The organism is Cupriavidus taiwanensis (genome assembly GCF_900250075.1).
In the GTDB taxonomy this organism is placed as follows: domain Bacteria; phylum Pseudomonadota; class Gammaproteobacteria; order Burkholderiales; family Burkholderiaceae; genus Cupriavidus; species Cupriavidus taiwanensis_C.
Window position 1 is genome coordinate 1,173,884 of record NZ_LT977071.1, and the last position, 19,377, is coordinate 1,193,260.

Below are 19,377 nucleotides of genomic sequence, written 5' to 3' on the forward strand. Positions count from 1 at the left end.
CAGATCGACGGCCGCGCCCCCTTGCCAGGGTGAAATACAAAGAATGACTTGCCGGCCGAGCCGTCGACACGCCGTGGCAGAGACCGCAGTTGCAGTCGGAAGCTGGCAGAAGGGTGTAGAGGTATGCGAATTGCATCCGTGGAGGATGATCCGGATCAGGCCGAACTGATCCGGCAGATTTTGGGCGAAGCCGGTTTCGAATGCGAATCCTTCGCCAACGGGGCCGACTTGCTGCGCGCGCTGCGCGAGCGCGCCTACGACCTGCTGCTGGTCGACTGGCAGCTGCCCGGCACCAGCGGCTATGAGCTGGTCAGCTGGGTGCGGCAGAAGTCCGGCAACATGCCGCCGATCCTGTTCGTCACCAGCCGTACCGCCGAATCCGATATCGTCGACGGCCTGACGGTGGGCGCCGACGACTACATGCTCAAGCCCATCCGCGCCGGCGAGCTGGTCGCGCGCGTGCGCTCGCTGCTCCGCCGCGCCTACCCGGAGGCCGCGCAGGAAGTCGAGCTGATCCGGCGCGGCAACTATACCGTCGATACCCACGCGCGCACCATCACCGTCGGCGGCGAAGCCGCGGTGCTGTCGCCGCGCGAATATGAGCTGGCCCTGTTCCTGTTCCGCAATACCGGGCGCCTGCTGGCGCGCGAGGTGATGGAGCAGGCGGTGTGGGGCCGCGCCATGGGGGCGGGCTCGCGCACGCTCGACACGCATATTTCCCGCTTGCGCCTGAAGCTGGGGCTGCGCCCCGAGAACGGCGTGCGGCTGACCTCGGTGTATTCGCACGGCTATCGTTTCGAGGAGATTTCCGCCGCCGAAGCGCAGGCGGATGAGGACCGCGATGCGTAGGTTCGTGCTTAGGGCCGTGCGTGGTATCGCGCTGGCCGTGCTGGCCGGTGCAGCAGTGCCGGCGCAGGCCGGGCCCGCGGGCGCGCAGGGCGCCGACTTCATCTACGTGGTGGAACCGGGCGATACGCTGATCGGGCTGGCCTCGCGCTACATGGCATCCGAGCAGGGCTGGCGCACGCTGCAGCGCCTGAACGGCGTGGCCGATCCGTACCGGCTGGTGCCGGGGTCGCGCGTGCGCATCCCGCTGAGCCAGATCCCGGAGCAGGCGGCGTCGGCGCGCGTGGTTTACGTCAGCGGCGAGGTGCGCGCCAACGGCCGGCCGGTGCAAATGGGCATGACCCTTGACGAGGCAGCGCGCATCGAGACTCCTGCCGGCGGCTCGGTCACGCTGGAGCTGCCGGACCGCACCCGCGTCACCTTGCCGCCCGCGACCACGGTGGCGGTGAACCGGCTGCGCACGTTCGCGCGCAGCGGCCTGGTCGACACCGTGATCCGCCTCGACAAGGGGGCCGCCGAGACCCGCGTGGCGCCCGAGGGCGGTGGCGTCGGCCGCTTCGAGATGCATACGCCGATGATGGTGACCGGCGTGCGCGGCACCCGTTACCGGGTTTCGGCCGATGCCGGCGGCAGCCGCAGCGAGGTGCTGCAAGGCCGTGTCGGCGTCAGCGCCGCGCGCGCAAGATCGACAGCGGCAGCGGCACCGGAGCGCGCGATGACCGCGGCGGCGTCGCTCGAGGCCGGCTTTGGTATCGGCGTGTCGGCCGGCGGCAAGCTGTCGCAGCCGGTGGCGCTGCTGCCGGCGCCGGTCTTGCTGCCGCCGAATGAAACCGTGCTGGGGCCCTCGTTCGAGGCGGCCTGGCAACCGGTGCCGGGCGCCGTGGCCTACCGCGTGCGGGTGGCGCGCGATGCGGCGCTGAGCGAACTGGTCTGGACCGGCACCGCCAGCGGCGCCGATGCCGTCCGGGTGCGGGTCGATGGCCTGCCGGAAGGCACGCTGTACCTGAGCGTCAGCGCCATCGACCGGCACCAGCTGACCGGCCATGACGCGCAGGCGCCGGTCTCGGTGCGGCTCAACCCGCCGGCACCGTTCACGCAGCAGCCCGCCGCGGATGCGGTGCGCTATGCCGATGCCGTGAGCTTCGAATGGGCCACGGTCCCGGGCGCGGCCAGCTACGAGCTGGCGCTCGCCACCGATGCCGCCTTTACCCGCGACGCCGCCGTCCACGCCGCCGCCGCGTCGCCCGCCGCGCAGGCGCTGGCGCCGGGCCGCTGGTGGTGGCGCGTGCGCAGTGTCGATGCGGCGGGCCTGCCGGGCCCGTGGTCGGACGCGGTGCCGTTCCGCGTCGAGCCCAAGCCGCCGGTGCCCACCCTGCAGGACGACGGCGGCGCGCTGCACATCGGCTGGCCCGATGGCGGCAGCGGCCCCGGCTACCGGGTGCAGCTGGCGGCCGATGCGGGCTTTGTCACGCTGCTGGCGGACGAGCACACCGCCACCAACGCCATCGACCTGCCGCGCCCCGCGCCGGGGGTCTATTTCATCCGCGTGGCGCGCGCCGCGCCCGGCGTGGCGCCCGACCCGGCCGCGTTCTCGGCGCCGCAGCGCATTGAAGTCATCGCCATGCTGCGCGACGGGCAGGGCGGCGCAATCGGTTCGGGCGACCGGCCGGACGGCGGTGGCCGCATCCGGCTCCACTGACGCAACCCGCGCGCCGGGCGCACGCGCGGAGCCGCGTGCGGCTGGGCGCGCCTTCGGCCAGCGCACGCTGGTGGAATGGTGCCTGCTGGCCGCCGCGGTGCTGGCGCTGGTAATGCTCGCGGCGCGCCAGGGCTGGACCGAACGCGCCGACCTGGCCGCCTACGACATCGCCATCGGCGCCCAGCCTCATCCCGCCCGCAACGACATCGTCATCGTCGGCATCGACGACGCCAGCATCACCGCCATCGGCCGCTGGCCGTGGCGGCGCGCGGTGCTGGCGCAGCTGATCGAACGCATCGCCGCCGGCGGGCCGCGCGTGATCGGCGTCGACGTGATCCTGTCCGAGCGCGATACCCGCTATCCGCAGGACGACGCCGTGCTGGCGCGCAGCATGGCGCTGGCCGGCAACGTGGTGCTGCCGGTGCTGGCCGAGCCCGGTCCCGCCGGGATGCTGGTGCGCTACCCGCTGTCCGGACTGGGCGCTGCCGTCGGCCATATCAACATGGTGGTCGATACCGATGGCGTGGCGCGCCAGGTCTACCTGCGCGAAGGCCCGCATCCGGTCGCCGCCGCTGGCGTGCCGCACCTGGCCGCGGTGATGGCTGGCTTCGGCCGCGCGGGCGCGCTGCCAGAGAACGTGCGCCACGAGCCCGCCGTGGTCGCCGAAGCCAATGGCTGGGAACGCAGCGGCCGCCTGCGCATCCCCTACGCCGGCCCGCCCGGCACCTTCGCCCGCGTGTCGGTGCGCGACGTGCTCGATGGCCGCGTCGATCCGGCCAGGTTTGCCGGCAAGGCGGTGCTGATCGGCGCGCTTGCCACCGGCATGGGCGACGTGCTGCCGACACCGGTCTCGCGTGACGGCCGCGGCATGAGCGGCGTCGAGATCCTGGCCAACACGGTGCAGGCGGTGAGCGACGGCGATGCCATTGTCGCGGTGTCGCCGGCATGGCAGGCGGGCGGCACGGTGCTGGCGGTGCTGCTGGCGGCGCTGGCGGCGCTGCGGCTGCCGCCGCGCGGCGCGCTGGTCGCCACCGGGCTGCTGCTGGCCGGCCTGCTGCTGGGGTCGCTGGCGCTGCTGGCGCTGGCGCGGCTATGGTTCGCGCCGGCCGCCGCGGTGCTGGGCTGCGTGCTGTTCTATCCGTTGTGGAGCTGGCTGCGCCAGGAAGCGGCGCTGCGCTTTCTCAGCGACGAGCTGGCGCGGCTGGAGCGCGAGCCCGGCGTGATGCCCGCGCCGCGCCACCCCGGCGCCACGCTCGACAGCCGCATGCGCGCGGTCTACGGCATGAGCGCGCAGCTGCGCGGCCTGCGCCGCTTCCTTTCCGACGGGCTGGAAAGCCTGCCCGATGCCACCGCCATCTGCGACCTCGACGGCGGCGTGCTGCTGGCCAACCGGCGCTGCGTGGGGCTGGCCCCGGCGCTGCTGGCGCGCGTACCGGAAGGGCCGGTGGAGCCTGGCCTGTCGCGTCCCGGCATCCGCGCGCTGATCGAGGCGGTGTGCCCGGCACCGGCACCGGCGCTGGCCTACTGGCAGGCGCTGCACGATCGCTACGCCGGCGCACCGGCGGCGTGGACCCAGGCTGCGGCGCCGGTGCCTGAGGGCGGCATCGAAGTGTCCGGGCGCGGCGACCGCCGCTACCTGCTGCATGGCGCGCCGCTGCATGGCGAATCCGGCGCCGTGGCGGGCCTGATCGTCAGTGTGATCGACATCACCGCGATCCGCCTGGCGGAGCGCCAGCGCGAGCAGATGCTGCGTTTCCTGTCGCACGACATGCGCTCGCCGCAGGCGTCGATCCTGGCGCTGATCGAACTGGAACAGCGTCGCGCGCATCAGGCGGGCTCCAGCACCGGCGATGCCGCCGCAGGCAGCGGCGTGCTGGCCCGCATCGGCGCGCATGCGCGCCGCACGCTGACGCTGGCCGACGATTTCATCAGCGTCGCGCGCGCGGAGTCGAAGGCGCTGGCGTTCATGGAGGTGGAGCTCGGCGGGCTGGTGCTCGACGCCACCGACCAGCTGTGGGCGCTGGCCAGGGCGCGCGAGGTGTCCTTGCAGATCGACCTGCCCGACGACCCCGCGGTGCTGCAGGGCGAACCCGCGTTGCTGGTGCGCGCCATCGCCAACCTGGTCAGCAATGCGATCAAGTTCAGCCCCGCGGGCGGGACCGTGACGGTGTCGCTGACGCGCGCGCCGGAGCGCTTCGTGGTGGCCGTGCAGGATCATGGGCCGGGCATCGCCGAGGCTGACCAGGCGCGGCTGTTCGAGCCATTTGCGCGGCTGCACGAAGGCCAGCAGGGCGCGCCGGAAGGGACCGGCCTGGGCCTGGTGCTGGTGCGCGCCGTGGCCGAGCGGCATGGCGGCCAGGCCAGTGTGCGCAGCCAGCCCGGCATGGGTGCGGTGTTCCGCATCGAGCTGCCGTTTTCCGCGACCTCGCAGCCTGCCTCGGCATGACCTGATCGCGGCCCGGCACGCGTTTCAGGGCACTGCCTGTTACGGCCGCCGACACAATTGTTGGCAGTCGCAAACGGGGGATTTGCGTAGCATCGGAGCACCGCTGGAGCCGCATCCGGCGGTCTTCACGCCCACGCCAGCTCCCCCACGGCTGTAACTGGCGTGGGCGGCTTTTTTGCCCAAGGCACGAAACGAAGCGCAAAACCAAGCGCAAAACTAAGCGGGGAACGTCAGGGTAAAACGCGTCTTGCCCGCCTCCGACGACACGCCGATTGCGCCACCGTGCGCGGTTACGATGGCCTGCGTGATCGCCAGCCCCAGCCCCAGTCCCGCGCCATCCGACTCGGGCCGCGCGCGCGACTTGTCGGCGCGGAAGAAGCGGTCGAACAGCGCGGGCAGCAGGTCCGGCCGGATGGTCTCGCCTTCATTCTCCACCACCACCTGCACCGCGTCGGCGCCCGGCGTGATCTCGACCACGATGCTCTTGCCCGCGGGCGTATGCCGCAGCGCATTCGACAACAGGTTGCTCAGCGCCCGGCGCAGCATCAGCCGGTCGCCGGTGATGCGCCCGCGGCCGCGCAGCGTGAGCCGCACGCCCTTGTCCTCGGCGAGCGCATCGTAGAAGTCGAACAGCGCCTCGACTTCATCCGCCACCTCGATCGGTTCCGCGCTGGGCAGCGTGATGCCATGCTCGGTCTTGGCCAGGTACAGCATGTCCGAGACCATGCGCGACAGCCGCTGCAACTCTTCCACGTTCGAGGCCAGCACGTCGCGGTAGCGCGCCGCATCGCGCGGCTGCGACAGCACCACCTGGGTCTGCGTCATCAGGTTGGTGATCGGCGTGCGCAGCTCGTGCGCCAGGTCCGAAGAGAATTCCGACAGGCGCGCGAAGTCGCGCTGCAGGCGCTCCAGCATCGCGTTGAGGTTGGCGGCCAGGTCAGCCATTTCCACCGGCACGGTCTCGACCGGCATGCGCGCGTCGAGCTTGTGCGCGGTGACGGCGCGCGCGCGTGAGGCCATGGTGCGCAGCGGCGACAGCCCGCGGCGCGCCGCCCACCAGCCCAGCAGCCCGCTCGCCAGCGCCGCCAGCGTGCCGTAGAAGGCCAGCGTGTTGCGGAACGCGTGCAGGAAGTGGTCATGCAGTGCCGTGTCCATGCCGACCAGCACCTGCAGCGCGCCCGGCTGGCCGCCCGACTGTGCACCAGCATGCGCCAGCGCCAGCTGCGCGCGCAGGCCGCGGTAGGTCTGGCCCTGCTGTTCCCAGGCAAAGGCGTCGTTGCCTGCCGGCGCCTGCGCGGCGGCAGCCAGCGCCGGGCGGAAGTCGAAATCCCGCGTGGCGTACAGGCGCTTGCCGTCAGCGCCACGCACTTCGGCGACGAAGCCGGCATGGTGTTCCAGCGCCGGCCCCAGCCGTTGCGGCAGTGACGCCGCCGGGCCGTCGGCGGCGATCTTCTCGATCAGCCGCACGTTGTCAGCCAGCACCGCGTAGTCCTCGTCGGCGAAATGGTCGTCGATCGCCAGCCAGATCAGCACCCCCAGCCCCAGCAGCACCGCCGCCGACGACAGCGAGAACAGGATGGTGAGCCGTGCCGTCAGCGACAGCCGGGGCGTCATGTGGGCTGCCCGTCGTGTGCCGGCGGCGCGCCTGCTTCATCGGCGGCTTCGGGCGCTTCCAGCACATAGCCCATGCCGCGCACGGTCTGGATCAGGCGTGCCTCGAAGCCGTCGTCGATCTTGGCGCGCAGGCGCCGGATCGCGACGTCGATGACATTGCTGTCGCTATCGAAGTTCATGTCCCACACCTGCGAGGCGATCAGCGAGCGCGGCAGCACCTCGCCGCGGCGGCGCGCCAGCAGTTCCAGCAGCGCAAATTCCTTGCTGGTCAGCGTGATGCGGCGCCCGGCGCGCGTGGCGCGGCGGCGGGTCAGGTCCAGCACCAGGTCGGCCACCTGGATCCGGTCCAGCGTCATCTGCGCGGTGCCGCGGCGCAGCAGCGTGCGCACGCGCGCCAGCAGTTCGGAGAAGGCGAACGGCTTGACCAGGTAGTCGTCGGCACCCAGCTCCAGCCCCTTGACGCGGTCGGCCACGCTGTCGCGCGCGGTCAGGAACAGCACCGGCACCGGGTTCTGCCCCGCGCGCAGCGCCTGCACGATGCGCCAGCCATCGACGTCCGGCAGCATCACGTCCAGGATGATCAGGTCATAGGGCTCGGTCATGGCCATGTGCTGGCCGTCCAGCCCGTTGCGCACCAGGTCGACGACGAAGCCCGCCTCGGTCAGCCCCTGTCGCAGGTATTCGCCGGTCTTGGACTCGTCCTCTACCACAAGCAGTTTCATCAGCACTTTCCTTATGCGATCGGGCCGGCCGATCGCTTCTTATTACGGCCAGCCAACTCTACGCCGGCGTTGCCGGCGTCAACATGACCGCAAGATTACCGGATTGTCATGTTCCGGTCAGACCTCGGTAGGGTGGAGCTGGCTACGCTTGGGGTGCCGACTAACCGAACCGATGTGACATGCGACGCCATCCAAGCCCCGGCCGCCCCGCGCTGCCTCTTTTGCTGCCTGATCCGCTCTCCGGATTGCCGGACCTCCGGCGCCGCCGCTTCGTGCAGGGGCTGGCCGCCGGAGGCGTGGTCGCCGGCCTGGCCGGGTTTGGCGGCAGCGCGTGGGCGCAGCATGCGGGGCACGCCGGCGGCGTGCGCGAGGGACAGCCCGCCCCGGCGACCAGCGGTGCCGGCCCGGTGCTGCGCGGCACCGAGTTCGACCTGGTGATCGGCGAAGCGCTGGTCAACTACACCGGCAAGCCGGCCATCGCCACCACCATCAACGGCATGCTGCCCGGCCCGACGCTGCGCTGGCGCGAGGGCGACACCGTCACCATCCGCGTGACCAACCGCCTGCGCGAGGCCACCTCGATCCACTGGCACGGCATCATCCTGCCCTACCAGATGGACGGGGTGCCCGGCATCAGCTTCCCGGGCATCCCGCCCGGCGAGACCTTCACCTACCGCTTCAAGGTCGCGCAGACCGGCAGCTACTGGTATCACTCGCACTCCGGCTTCCAGGAGATGACCGGCGTGTACGGCGGCATCGTCATCGATCCGGCCTCCGGGCACGAGCGCGCGCACGCCGACCGCGACCATACCGTGCTGCTGTCGGACTGGACCGACGAAGACCCGATGCGGGTGCTGAACAAGCTCAAGATCCAGGGCGACTACTACAACTACAACCAGCCCACGGTGGTCGACTTCTTCCGCGACGTGTCGCGCGACGGCCTGAAGCAGGCGCTGGACAAGCGCCGCATGTGGAACCAGATGCGCATGAGCCCGACCGACCTGGCGGACCTGTCCAGCGCCACCCTGACCCACCTGGCCAACGGCGTCACGCCGGCGGGCAACTGGACCGGCCTGTTCCGCCGCGGCGAGACCGTGCGCCTGCGCTTTATCAACGGCTCGGGCAACACCTTCTACGACGTGCGCATCCCCGGCCTCAAGCTGCGCGTGGTGCAGGTCGACGGCCAGGACATCGAACCCGTCAGCGTCGACGAATTCCGCTTCGGTCCCGGCGAGACCTGCGACGCCATCGTGACGCCGCAGGACGACGCCTACACCCTGTTCGCCCAATCGATGGACCGCACCGGCTATGCGCGCGGCACGCTGGCGGTGCGCGAAGGCCTGTCGGCGCCGGTGCCCGCGCTGGACCGCGCCGAATGGCTGACCATGACCGACATGATGGGCGCGATGACCGGCCATGGCGGCCATGGAGCAGATGGCGGCCACGGTGCTCACGCCGGCCATGGCGCGATGCCGATGGCGGGCATGGACCACGCCGGCATGGATCACAGCCAGCACGCGATGGCGCCCGCCGATGCGCTGCGGGTCCCCAGCAAGACCGCGCGCCATGCCCGCACCGAATACGGCGCCAGCACCGACATGCGCGTCGACATGGCCCGCACCAACCTCGACGACCCTGGCATCGGCCTGCGCAATAACGGCAGGCGCGTGCTGACGCTGGCCGACCAGCACACCATCGGAGGGCCCATGGATGCACGCGGGCCGGGGCGCGAGGTCGAGCTGCACCTGACCGGCAATATGGAGCGCTATACGTGGTCGTTCGACGGCGTCGAGTTCGGCAAGTCCACGCCGATCTACTTCAAGCATGGCGAGCGGCTGCGCGTGATCCTGCACAACGACACCATGATGACCCACCCCATGCACCTCCACGGCATGTGGAGCGAGCTGGAGGCGCCCGACGGCAGCTTCCAGGCGCGGCGCCACACCATCCCGGTGCAGCCGGCGCAGCGCATCAGCTTCCTGGTCACGGCCGATGCCCTGGGGCGCTGGGCCTGGCATTGCCACCTGATGCTGCATATGGATGCGGGCATGTTCCGCGAAGTGGTGGTGGCTTGATGAAGCAAGCTGAACTCTCGATTGTCATGCCCGGATACAAGAAGACCATGCTCGCCGCGGCGCTGGCGCTGGGCGCCATCGGCGCAGCCTTTGCGCAGGACCCGCATGCCGGCCATGCGCACGGCCATGGCCAACAGGCCGCGCCGGCCGCGCCTGCCGCGATGCAAGGGATGGACCATAGCCAGATGCAGGGCATGGACCACAGCCAGATGCAAGGGATGGACCACGGCCAGGTGCAAGGCATGGACCAGCCGGAGATCCAGACCATGGACGGCGCCAACGCGCCGCCGCAAGAGTCGGCCCCGGCGATGGACCATGGCGACATGAAAATGCAGGGCGGCAGCGCGCCGCCCGACGCGCGCGACCCGCACGCCTATTCCGGCGGCTACCAGCTCGGCGTCGGCCAGTATGCGCTGGGCGACAAGCGCCAGCTGGTGATGGCCGACGAGCACCTGTTCGCGTCGGTGCTGGTCGACCGCCTGGAATGGGCCCATGCCAACGGCCACAATGCCGCCGCCTACGAGGCGCAGGCATGGTTCGGCAACAGCTTCGACAAGCTGGTGCTCAAGGCCGAGGGCGAGGCCTCGAAGGGCAAGCTGCACGAAGCCCGCACCGAGCTGCTGTGGGGCCACGCCGTGGCCAGCTACTGGGACACCCAGCTGGGCCTGCGCAACGACGCCGGCAGCGGACGCCCGGCGCGCAACTGGCTGGCGTTCGGCGTGCAGGGGCTGGCGCCGTACTGGTTCGAGGTCGATGCCACCGCCTATGTCGGCACCAGCGGCCGCACCGCGCTGCGGCTGTCGGCGGAGTATGAGCTGCTGCTGACGCAGCGCCTGATCCTGCAACCGCGCATCGAGGCCAATCTCTACGGCAAGAACGACCCGGAAGTGGGCATCGGCAGCGGCTTGTCCAACGGTACCGTGGGGCTGCGGCTGCGCTATGAGTTCAGCCGGCAGTTCGCCCCGTATATCGGCGTGGAGCGCTACCAGGCCTTCGGCAATACCGCGGACATGATCCGCAGCGCCGGCGGCAAGTCGGGCGAAACGCGCTTCGTCGCCGGCGTGCGCGTGTGGTTCTGACGCGGTCGCCCGGACCATCCCACTTCTACATCCCTCAGCGGAGACCATCATGCATGCCAATCGCCCCCTGATCCACGCCATGATTGCGGCCACTGCCGCGCTGGCCAGCAGCCTTGCCTTCGCGCATCCCAAGCTGGAAGCGTCGACGCCCGCCGACAAGGCCGAGGTGCCCGCGCCGCAGAAGATCGAGCTGCGCTTCTCCGAAAACCTCGTCACCCAGTTTTCCGGCGCCAACCTGGTGATGACCGGGATGCCGGGCATGGCCAACCATGCGCCGATGAAGATGGCCGTGAAGGTCTCGGGCAGCGATGACCCCAAGACCATGGTCATCACCCCCACGCAGCCGCTGCCGCCGGGCAGCTACCGGGTGGACTGGCGCGCGGTCTCTTCCGACACCCATCCCGTCAATGGCAACGTCACGTTCACGGTGAAGTAATTGGCGCAGCCGCAATGGCTGGCCGCCGGGCTACGCCTGGCGCTTTATCTCGACCTCGCGCTGGTGTTCGGGCTGCCGCTGTTCTGCCTCTACGCACTGCATCGGGACGAACGCGCCGGCCGCTTCGCGCGCCGTTGCCGGGCGCTCGCGCTGGGTGGCGCCGGCACGGGCATCGCGCTGTCGCTGCTGGCCCTGGTCGAGATGGCGCGCGCCATGACGGGCGTCTCGGACTATGCCGCGCTGCAGGCCCATGTTCTGGCGATGATCGTCACCGGGACCGATTTCGGCGTGGCCTGGTGCGCGCGCGTGGCGGCGCTGCTGTTGTTCGTGCTGGCCGGCATGAACCTGCGCCGCTTGCATCGCGTGCGTGCGACCTGCGCCGTGCTGGCCGCGTATGGCGGCGTGGCGCTGGCCACGCTGGCGTGGGGCGGGCATGGCGCGATGCACGACGGCGTGGTGCGCTACCTGCACCTGGCCTCGGACGTGACCCACCTGCTGGCCGCGGGCGCATGGGTGGGGGCGCTGGCGGCGTTTTTGCTGATGGCGTGGCCCGGGCCGACGCCGCCCGGCGAGGCCCTGGCGCTGCTGAGCCGCAGCGCCAACGGCTTCGCGCGCATCGGTACCCGCATCGTGGCGCTGCTGGTGATTACCGGCGTGCTCAATTACTGGCTCATCGTCGGGCCGGTGCTGCCGGATTTCGCGCCGATGTCCTACGGCGGGCTGCTGGCGGCCAAACTGGCGTTGTTTGCCACCATGCTCGGGCTGGCGGCGGCGAACCGGTTTGCGCTGGCGCCACGGCTGGAAGCGGCCGCGCGCACGGGCGAGCGGGGCCCGGCGCTGCGGGCAGTCCAGGCGCTGCGGCGCAGCTTGCTGTTCGAAGCCGGCATCGCCGCGCTGGTGCTGGCGCTGGTGGCGGTGCTGGGCATGCAGTCGCCGACGCCGGCATGAAGGCCGTGCCGCGGGGCGGGCGGACCACCCTTAGCGCTCGCGCAAGGCCTCGGCGGCGCGGCGCAGCGGCTTGAGCAGGTAATCCAGCACGGTGCGGCGGCCGGTGCGGATCTCGGCCGTGGCAACCATGCCGGGCAGGATCGGGTGGCGCTTGCCGTCGCTGGTTTCCAGGTAGGCGTGGTCGGTCAGCACGTAGACACGGTAGTAGTAGATGCGCTTGTCGACCTGGTCTTCGATGGTGTCGGGCGAGATCCGGTCGACGCGGGCCGGCAGCGTGCCGTAGATCGACGGCTCGAACGCCGTGATCTTGACCGTGGCCGGCTGCGCCGGGTGGATGAAGGCGATGTCGCGCGGGCTCAGCCGCGCCTCGATCAGCAACTGGTCGCCCAGCGGCACGATTTCCATCAGCACGCCGCCGGGGCTGACCACGCCGCCGATGGTGGAGACGCGGATGTCCTTGACGATGCCGCGCGCCGGCGAGTTGATGGCGGTGCGGCGCAACTGGTCGGCACGGCCTTCGCGCACCTTCAGCAGCGGGCCGAGGTCAGCCATGGTGGTGGCGTAGTCGGCCTTCAGCGCCACGTAGTATTCGCTCTGGGTGGCCGCGAGTTTGGTCGAGAACTCGGCCACCTTCTGCCGCAGCCGCAGTACCTCGACTTCATTGGTGGCGCCGGTGCGCAGCAGCGGGATGGCGATCTGCAGTTCGTTCTCGGCCAGCCGCAGCTGCTCGCGCAGGTTGCCGACGTTCTCGCGGAAGGCACGACGGTTGGCGGTGAAGAGCTGGCGCTCGCGATCGACCACTGCGGCGTTGCCGGCCAGCTCGGCCGGGAAGGCAACATTGGCGGCATCGTTCATTTCCGCGTGCAGCCGTGCCGCGCGCGCCTGCAGCGCCGCGATCCGCTCCAGCGTCTCTTCCATCGAAGCGCGCGCCTGCACCGGGTCGAGCGTGGCCAGCTGCTGTCCGGCTTCGACCACGTCGCCCTCGCGCACCGCCAGCTCGGCCAGGATGCCGCCCTCCAGGCTCTGGATGATCTGGCCCTTGGACGCCGGCGTGACGCGGCCCTCGCCGATCGCCACTTCGTCGAGCCCGGCCAGCGCCGCCCATAGCAGGAACAGCGTCAGCGCCGCCACGATCACCCACAGCAGGTAGCGCGGGCCCGCCGGCTCGCCGCCGATGCGCATCCAGTCCGCGGCCGCGGCCGCTTTCGTGTCCATGCCCATGTCCGTGCACATGTTCAGCCTCCTGGCGCGTCCGGCGCGCTCGCGGCCTGCGCGCCCTTGCCGCGCAGCGCGGCAAGCACAACATCTTTGGGGCCGTCGCGCACGATGCGCCCGTTGTCGACGACGATAATGCGATCGACCAGCGCCAGCACCGCGTAGCGGTGCGTGGCCACCACCAGCGTGCGCTGGCCCAGCCAGGGCCGCAGCCGCCCGATCACGGCCTGCTCGGTGGCCTCGTCCAGCGACGCGGTGGGCTCGTCCAGCAGCAGTACGCTGGGCGCACGCAGCAGCGTGCGCGCCAGGATCAGCGCCTGCTTCTGGCCGCCGGACAGGCCCACGCCGTTCTCGCGGATGGTCAGGTCGAGCCCGTGCACCTGGTTCAGCAGCAGCCGGTCCGCGCACGCCAGCCGCAGCGCCTGCAGCATGGCCTCGTCGGTAGCGAGCGGATCGGCCACCAGCAGGTTGTCGCGCAAGCTGCCGTAGAACAGGCTGGATTCCTGCATCACCATGCCGACGTCGCGGCGCACGTCGGCGGAATCGATCAGCAGTAAGGGCGTGTCGTTGAACAGGATGCGGCCCTGCACCGGCGTCGCCAGCCCGCCCAGCAGGCGCAGCAGCGTGGACTTGCCGGCGCCGACGCGGCCCAGCACCGCGATGCGCTCGCCGGCCGCGATCTGCAGCTGCGGGATGTTGAGCACCGGCTTTTCCTGCGGGTCGAAGCCGTACACCACCTGCTCGAAGCGATAGCGCCCCACCAGCGCGGGCCGGTGGTACGCGTCGCGCGCCGGGTCATGGTCCAGCGGCAGGCTCAGCAGTGCGTCCAGTCCCTGCTTGCCGACGCGCGCGTTCTGGATGCGCCCCAGCACCGCTGGGATCTGCGACAGCGGCGCGATGGTGCGGCTGGTCAGGATCGAGCAGGCCAGCACCGCGCCGAACGACAGGCCCCCATCCAGGATGCCATGCACGCCTGCCACCAGCACCCCGACATAGGCCAGCTGCTGCACCGTCTGCGACAGGTTCAGCAGCAGCCCGGCGATAAAGCGCTGCTGCAGGCCGATCTCGCCGTTGACCGTGTTGACCTGGTCCCACAGCTTGCGAAAGCGCGGCTCGGCCTGCAGGGTCTTGATGTCCTCGGCCCGGTAGATCGATTCCATCAGGATCGCGTTGCGCAGCGCGGCCTCGCTCATGCCCTGCCGCGACAGCCGCGCCAGCGGAATCTGCGCCACCAGCCCGGGCAGCACCAGCAGCGGGATCGCCGCCAGCGGCACGAGCACCAGCCAGCCGCCAAGCAGCCAGATGATGACCAGGAAGCCGGCGACGAAGGGCAGGTCGATCAGCACCCCGAGCGTGCTCGAGGTGAGCAGCTCGCGCAACTGCTCCAGGTCGCGCAGCTGCGCCACCAGCGTGCCGGGCGAGCGCGGACGCGCATCGTTGCGGATATCCAGCACACGCGCGAAGAACATTGCCGACAGCCGCTGATCGACCTGCTTGCCGAAATGATCGGCGATCGACACTCGCACGGTGCGGATCAGCAGCTCCAGCACCAGTGCCAGCGCCACGCCGCTGGCCAGCACCCACAGCGTATGCAGCGAACGCGCCGGCACCACGCGGTCCCACACCTGCATCGCGAACAGCGAGGTGCCCACCGCCAGCAGGTTGCCGAACAGCGAGCCGGCGCCCAGCTCCACCAGCGTGCGCCAGTTGGCGGTGAAGATGCTGCCGAGCCAGCCTTCCGGGCGCGCTGCCAGGTAGGCGTCGAGACGGCCGCTGCGCGGCGCCACCCGTTCGCGTACCAGCAGCAGGCGCACGGCGCCGTCGCCGTGCCGTGCCAGTGCCGCCAGCGCGGGGGTGCGCTCGATGGTGCCGGCATCGGTGGGCAGCTGCAGCACCGCCTTGCCGTCGGCGACGCCCGTCAGCAGGGCGATCTGCGCTCCGTCCAGCACCACCAGCGCGGGCAGCAGCAGCGGCGACAGCGCGGCCGCGGGCAGGTCGGCAAACTGGGCCGACAAGCCCGCGGCGGCGGCCATCTCGACCACCGCGCGCTCGGCGTCGGCGCGGTCGGTCCAGGCGGCGGCGCCACGTACCAGTTCCGGCGAAGGCGACAGTCCGAGCTGGCGGGCGGCCAGCAGCAGCGCCTCGGCCCAGGCCAATGCCGGCTGCGCGGGCTGCGCCGGCGCGCCGCCATCGTGGGGTCTGGCTCCGGCCGGCGTAGTGCCGGCGCTCGGTGCGTCAAGGGTGGCTTGCACTATCGTGCTCCCGCAGCAAGGCCACGAACCTGCCGGTGGCGGCGTGCGCCTTGATGCGCGCCAGCATGCCGTCGGCGACCGCGCCGATCCATTCCTGCTCGGCCAGGAAGATCTCGCGCTCGGGATTGAGCACGTCGGTCAAGGTCCGCTTGTTGAGGATGTATTCCTGCCAGTACAGGTCGCGCGAGGCGCGCAGCAGCGCGATCATCTGCGCATAGCTTTGCGTGCGCGCCGCGGCGCCGGCCGCCTCGGTGGCGGCGGAATGCAGCGTGGTGCGGGCCAGCAGCCGCTCATTGTCCAGCGCCTGCTGGGCGGCGCGCTGGCCGGCGCGGGCGGCGTCGATGCGGTGCCGGTTCAGCCCCCCCAGCGAAAAGTCGCCGGCGATCGCCACGCCGATCCAGGTGTCGTCGTTGGCATTGGCGCGGCCGGTCGACACCGAGCGGCTGGCGCCGACGCTGACCGACGGGAAGCGCTCGGCCTCTGCCAGCGTCACGCGCGCGTGCGCGACCTCGGCCGCGGCAGCGGCGGCCAGCACCTTGGGTGTGTGCTCGATGTCTTCGCCCTCGTCGCCCAGGCCGCGGACCTCGTCTTCGGTGCGCGCCAGTTCGGCCACGCGTTCGGGCCGCACGCCGATCAGCTCGGCCAGGCGCGACGCGGCCACGTCGAAACGGGTGCGCGCGCGCAGCACCTCGGTACGGGCACGCTGGATCGCCACGTCTGCCATGGTGCCGTCCGAACTGACCGACAGCCCCGCGCGCACGCGCTGGCCGATCTTGTCGCGCGTGACCGCCAGCGTCTCGAGCTGGCGCTGCGCGGCCGCCATCACCGCCTGGCTGGCGGCCAATTCGATATAGATCGAGGCGGTGTTGTAGGCGATCTGCTCGACCGTGTCGGACAGCTCATGGCGGCGCTGCACCAGCGAGGCGTCCGCAGCCGAGATCTTGCTGGCGGTGCGGCCGAAGTCGTACAGCAGCTGGCTCACACCCACCGAAGCGCGCGCGCCCATGTCGTTGCCGCCGCTGCCGAAGCTGCCGCCGTAGCCCGGGCGCACGCCGTATTCCAGCTTGGGATACCAGGCCGAACGCGCCACTGCGATCTCGGCCTCGCTCTGCGCCACCACTGCGTTGGCGCGGCCGATATCGGGATGCCGCGAGATCGCGATGCCCACGGCCTCGTGCAGCGCCATGCCCGCCAGCGGGATTCGCAAAGCCGCCGGCACACCGTTCGATGTGGCCGCATTCGGCGCCGGCGCGGTGGCCGGCGTGGCCGTGGCGGCAAGCGCTGGTACCGGCGCAGCAACCGCCGGCCCGGCCATCGACATGGCCGCGAGCAGCGTCGCGAGCAATGTGCCCAAAAGCGGTTTTGCCGCGCGCGAGGCGGTGAAACCGGGAAACCAGGAGAGGCCGAAGCCGGGGCCGGCGCTTGCGCCGGCGTCAAGGGTCAGTCTGACTGTGAACAAGATGGCGATGCCGTCCGGATGTATCGATCGCGCCGGCATGCGTGCATGACGGCGCCACGGCCGGCCCGGCTGCTCGCGCATGCCGCCGGGCCGGGGGCTGCGGGGTCAGACCAGGATCTGTTGGTTGGCCAGCAAGGTCTCCAGGTTGGTGGTCACGTTGTTCAGCGTCACCAGCGTCTGTGCGCTGTAGTCCGTGCCGGCGCCGTCGCGGTCGATGGTGATCACGGTGTCGGCGCCCTGCTGCGTGGCGCTGAGGTACTGGCCGATGTTGTCGCCCGCATCGATGGTGGCCACGCCATTCTGGTAGTGGGCGGGGCCGTTGGCGTCGGCTGCGTAGCCGACCAGCAGCGCGGACACATCGAGTACGTCGTTGCCGGCCTGCCCCGGCGCGGTGCCCACGGTGAAATCCGTGATCACGTCCGCGCCGTTGCCGCCGGTGCCGTCGTTGGCACGGGCCTCCCACAGGAACACGTCGGTGCCGGGGCCGCCGCTCATGGTGTCGTTGCCGGCGCCGCCGATGATCACGTCGTTGCCGCCTTCGCCATTGAGCGTGTCATCGCCCGCGCCGCCGCGCACCAGGTCATTGCCGGCGCCGGCGTTGATGGTGTCGTTGCCGTCGTAGCCATAGAGGCGGTCGTTGCCAGTGCTGCCCGTGAGGGTATTGCCGGTGGCGTCACCTTCGATGATCGCCGACGGCTGGCTTGCGCCGAGCAGGGTGTCCAGCACGCCGGCGCTGACAAGCTGGCTGCCGGTGGACGTGGTAGTCAGCCCCGTGGTGTCGGTCGCGGTGATCGTCATGGCGTCGAGAAGACTCAGGCTAACGCCCGCCAGGCCGCCTTCCAATGTGATCGAACCGAGCAGTTCGTTCAGGCTCAGGTTATCGATCGGCCCGCCGCCGACGGCGGAGATCGACAGCGTCGACGACGGGCCGATCACGCCCAGGATGCCCGGGTCGTTTACCACGCTGAAGGTCAGCCCCAGTTCGGCGGCCAACGCCAGGCTGGCGTTGAGCCGCTGCATGCCAACGCCCAGCAGGCCGCCATACTCGATTACCACGCTGTTGATGTTCTCGTTGTAGTCGCTGGCGGTGAAGAACTGCTGCGCACTCAGGTCGATCAGCCCCAGCAGGTTGGCATCGGCAATGCCGAGCAAGCCCCCGGCTTCATTCACGGCGGCCTCGGGCGCTGCCTGCTGCGCAACCGTGAAGTTCTGGGTGGTGACCGCGCCGATGTTGCCGGCACTGTCGGTCACGTGCGTGGTGATGGTGTAGGTGCCGTCCGCGAGCTGGCCCGGCGGAAACCATTGCCAGGTGTTGCCAGTGACCACGGCGTCGGTCCACGTGGCGCCGCCGTCGATGCTGACTTCCAGCCTCTCGTTGGCGGCCAGCGCCGCGCTGAGCGTGCCGCTGACGACGGGCGTGGTGTCGGCGGTGATCCAGTCGCCGGTGGCACCGGTGTCGTCGGTAAGCGCCGTGACCGCCACCGTGGCGGTCGGTGCGACGGTATCGACTGTCAGGTTGAAGGCGGCGGTCGGCGCGCTGGTGTTCCCTGCCGCATCGGTCGCGGTGGCGGTCAGCGCATAGGGACCGTCGGTCAGCGGCGTGGTCGGGGTGAAGCTCCACGCCCCGGAGGTGGCATCGGCGACGGTGGTGCCGAGCAGCGTGGTGCCGTTGAAGATGCTGATGGTGCTGCCGGCATCGGCCGTGCCCGCCAGGGTCGGCGTGGAATCGTCGGTGCCGTCGCCCGAGGCCAGCGGGCTGGCGACCGGGTTGTCGTCGGTGACGCTGGTGATCGCGGGGACCGCCGGCGGCACGGCATCGATGGTCACCGTGGCGGGGCCACTGGTATTGCCGGCGGCATCGGTGGCGGTAACGCTGGCGAGCACCCCATCGGACAGCCCGCCGGCGGGTGAGTAGGTCCACGCGCCGGTGGTGGCATCGGCGGTGACGGTGCCCTCCGGGTTGCCGTCGCCGTCGAGGTCGATATTGACGGTGCTGCCGGCTTCGGCGGTGCCGGACAGGGTAGTGCCGTTGGCAACAGTGATGATCGGGTCAGCGGGTGCTGCCGTATCCACCGTCAGGTTGAAGGCGGCGGTCGGTGCGCTGATGTTCCCTGCCGCATCGGTAGCGGTGGCGGTGAGCGCGTACGGGCCATCGGTCAGCGGCGTGGTCGGGGTGAAGCTCCACGCGCCGGTGGTGGCATCGGCAACGGTGGTGCCGATCAGCGTGGCGCCGTTGAAGATGTTGATGGTGCTGCCGGGGTCGGCAGTGCCCGTCAGGGTCGGTGTGGTGTCGTTGGTGCTGTCGCCGGAAGCCAGCGGTGTGCTGACCGGGTTGTCGTCGGTGACGCTGGTGATTGCCGGGACCGCGGGCGGCACGGCGTCGATGGTCACCGTGGCGGGGCCGCTGGTATTGCCGGCGGCATCGGTGGCGGTCACGCTGGCAACCGCGCCATCGGGCAGGCCGCCGGCGGGCGAGTAGGTCCAGGCGCCGGTGGTGGCGTCGGCGGTGACGGTGCCCTCCGGGTTGCCATCGCCATCGAGGTCGATATCGACGGTGCTGCCGGCTTCGGCGGTGCCGGCCAGGGT

General features: G+C 70.8%; 14 protein-coding genes. 8 read left to right on the forward strand and 6 right to left on the reverse strand.

Going from position 1 to position 19,377, the window contains the following annotated elements:
• Window positions 1-123: 123 nt before the first annotated feature.
• Genes CBM2588_RS21730 through CBM2588_RS21740 form a run of 3 tightly spaced genes read left to right on the forward strand, consistent with a single transcriptional unit; the run spans window position 124 to window position 4,991 of the window.
• Window positions 124-849, forward strand: a complete 726-nt coding sequence (locus CBM2588_RS21730) for a response regulator transcription factor (protein ID WP_115682430.1) — start codon at window positions 124-126, stop codon at window positions 847-849.
• On the forward strand, window positions 842-2,545 hold the full coding sequence (locus tag CBM2588_RS21735) for a FecR domain-containing protein (RefSeq protein ID WP_439897458.1): 1,704 nt from the start codon (window positions 842-844) through the stop codon (window positions 2,543-2,545). Before CBM2588_RS21730 ends, CBM2588_RS21735 begins: the two co-directional genes overlap by 8 nt.
• Window positions 2,523-4,991, forward strand: coding sequence for a CHASE2 domain-containing protein (locus tag CBM2588_RS21740; RefSeq protein WP_115682431.1), 2,469 nt, complete (start codon window positions 2,523-2,525; stop codon window positions 4,989-4,991). The genes CBM2588_RS21735 and CBM2588_RS21740 overlap by 23 nt, the downstream gene beginning before the upstream one ends.
• Before the next feature lie 216 nt (window positions 4,992-5,207).
• Here the strand turns inward: CBM2588_RS21740 and CBM2588_RS21745 are convergent, their stop codons facing one another.
• Entirely contained in the window at window positions 5,208-6,605 is a 1,398-nt protein-coding gene (locus tag CBM2588_RS21745; protein ID WP_115682432.1) for a heavy metal sensor histidine kinase, read from the reverse strand.
• Entirely contained in the window at window positions 6,602-7,327 is a 726-nt protein-coding gene (locus tag CBM2588_RS21750) for a heavy metal response regulator transcription factor (RefSeq protein WP_115682433.1), read from the reverse strand. The genes CBM2588_RS21745 and CBM2588_RS21750 overlap by 4 nt, the downstream gene beginning before the upstream one ends.
• A 179-nt stretch (window positions 7,328-7,506) precedes the next feature.
• Between CBM2588_RS21750 and CBM2588_RS21755 the strand changes: the two genes are divergently transcribed.
• The 4 genes from CBM2588_RS21755 to copD are packed head-to-tail and all read left to right on the forward strand — an operon-like array spanning window position 7,507 to window position 11,865.
• Window positions 7,507-9,402, forward strand: coding sequence for a copper resistance system multicopper oxidase (locus CBM2588_RS21755; protein ID WP_231942230.1), 1,896 nt, complete (start codon window positions 7,507-7,509; stop codon window positions 9,400-9,402).
• Between the two features lie 26 nt (window positions 9,403-9,428).
• Window positions 9,429-10,481 (forward strand): copper resistance protein B, encoded by a 1,053-nt coding sequence (locus CBM2588_RS21760; RefSeq protein WP_115682435.1) that lies wholly within the window; start codon window positions 9,429-9,431, stop codon window positions 10,479-10,481.
• A gap of 49 nt (window positions 10,482-10,530) precedes the next feature.
• On the forward strand, window positions 10,531-10,917 hold the full coding sequence (gene copC / locus CBM2588_RS21765; RefSeq protein ID WP_111516735.1) for a copper homeostasis periplasmic binding protein CopC: 387 nt from the start codon (window positions 10,531-10,533) through the stop codon (window positions 10,915-10,917).
• Entirely contained in the window at window positions 10,918-11,865 is a 948-nt protein-coding gene (gene copD, locus CBM2588_RS21770; RefSeq protein WP_115682436.1) for a copper homeostasis membrane protein CopD, read from the forward strand.
• A gap of 30 nt (window positions 11,866-11,895) precedes the next feature.
• On the opposite strand, the gene CBM2588_RS21775 is transcribed toward copD, so the two are convergent.
• The 3 genes from CBM2588_RS21775 to CBM2588_RS21785 are packed head-to-tail and all read right to left on the reverse strand — an operon-like array spanning window position 11,896 to window position 16,518.
• On the reverse strand, window positions 11,896-13,047 hold the full coding sequence (locus CBM2588_RS21775) for an HlyD family efflux transporter periplasmic adaptor subunit (RefSeq protein ID WP_115683686.1): 1,152 nt from the start codon (window positions 13,045-13,047) through the stop codon (window positions 11,896-11,898).
• Between the two features lie 53 nt (window positions 13,048-13,100).
• Window positions 13,101-15,332, reverse strand: a complete 2,232-nt coding sequence (locus CBM2588_RS21780) for a type I secretion system permease/ATPase (protein ID WP_115682437.1) — start codon at window positions 15,330-15,332, stop codon at window positions 13,101-13,103.
• Window positions 15,316-16,518 carry a TolC family protein gene (locus CBM2588_RS21785; RefSeq protein ID WP_439897459.1) on the reverse strand — a complete coding sequence of 401 codons (1,203 nt, stop codon included), beginning with the start codon at window positions 16,516-16,518 and terminating at the stop codon, window positions 15,316-15,318. Before CBM2588_RS21785 ends, CBM2588_RS21780 begins: the two co-directional genes overlap by 17 nt.
• Between CBM2588_RS21785 and CBM2588_RS31700 the strand changes: the two genes are divergently transcribed.
• Window positions 16,517-16,840 (forward strand): hypothetical protein, encoded by a 324-nt coding sequence (locus tag CBM2588_RS31700; RefSeq protein ID WP_439897460.1) that lies wholly within the window; start codon window positions 16,517-16,519, stop codon window positions 16,838-16,840. The genes CBM2588_RS21785 and CBM2588_RS31700 overlap by 2 nt on opposite strands.
• A gap of 56 nt (window positions 16,841-16,896) precedes the next feature.
• Here the strand turns inward: CBM2588_RS31700 and CBM2588_RS21790 are convergent.
• On the reverse strand, window positions 16,897-19,377 hold a 2,481-nt coding region (locus tag CBM2588_RS21790), incomplete at its 5' end, for an Ig-like domain-containing protein (protein WP_115682439.1).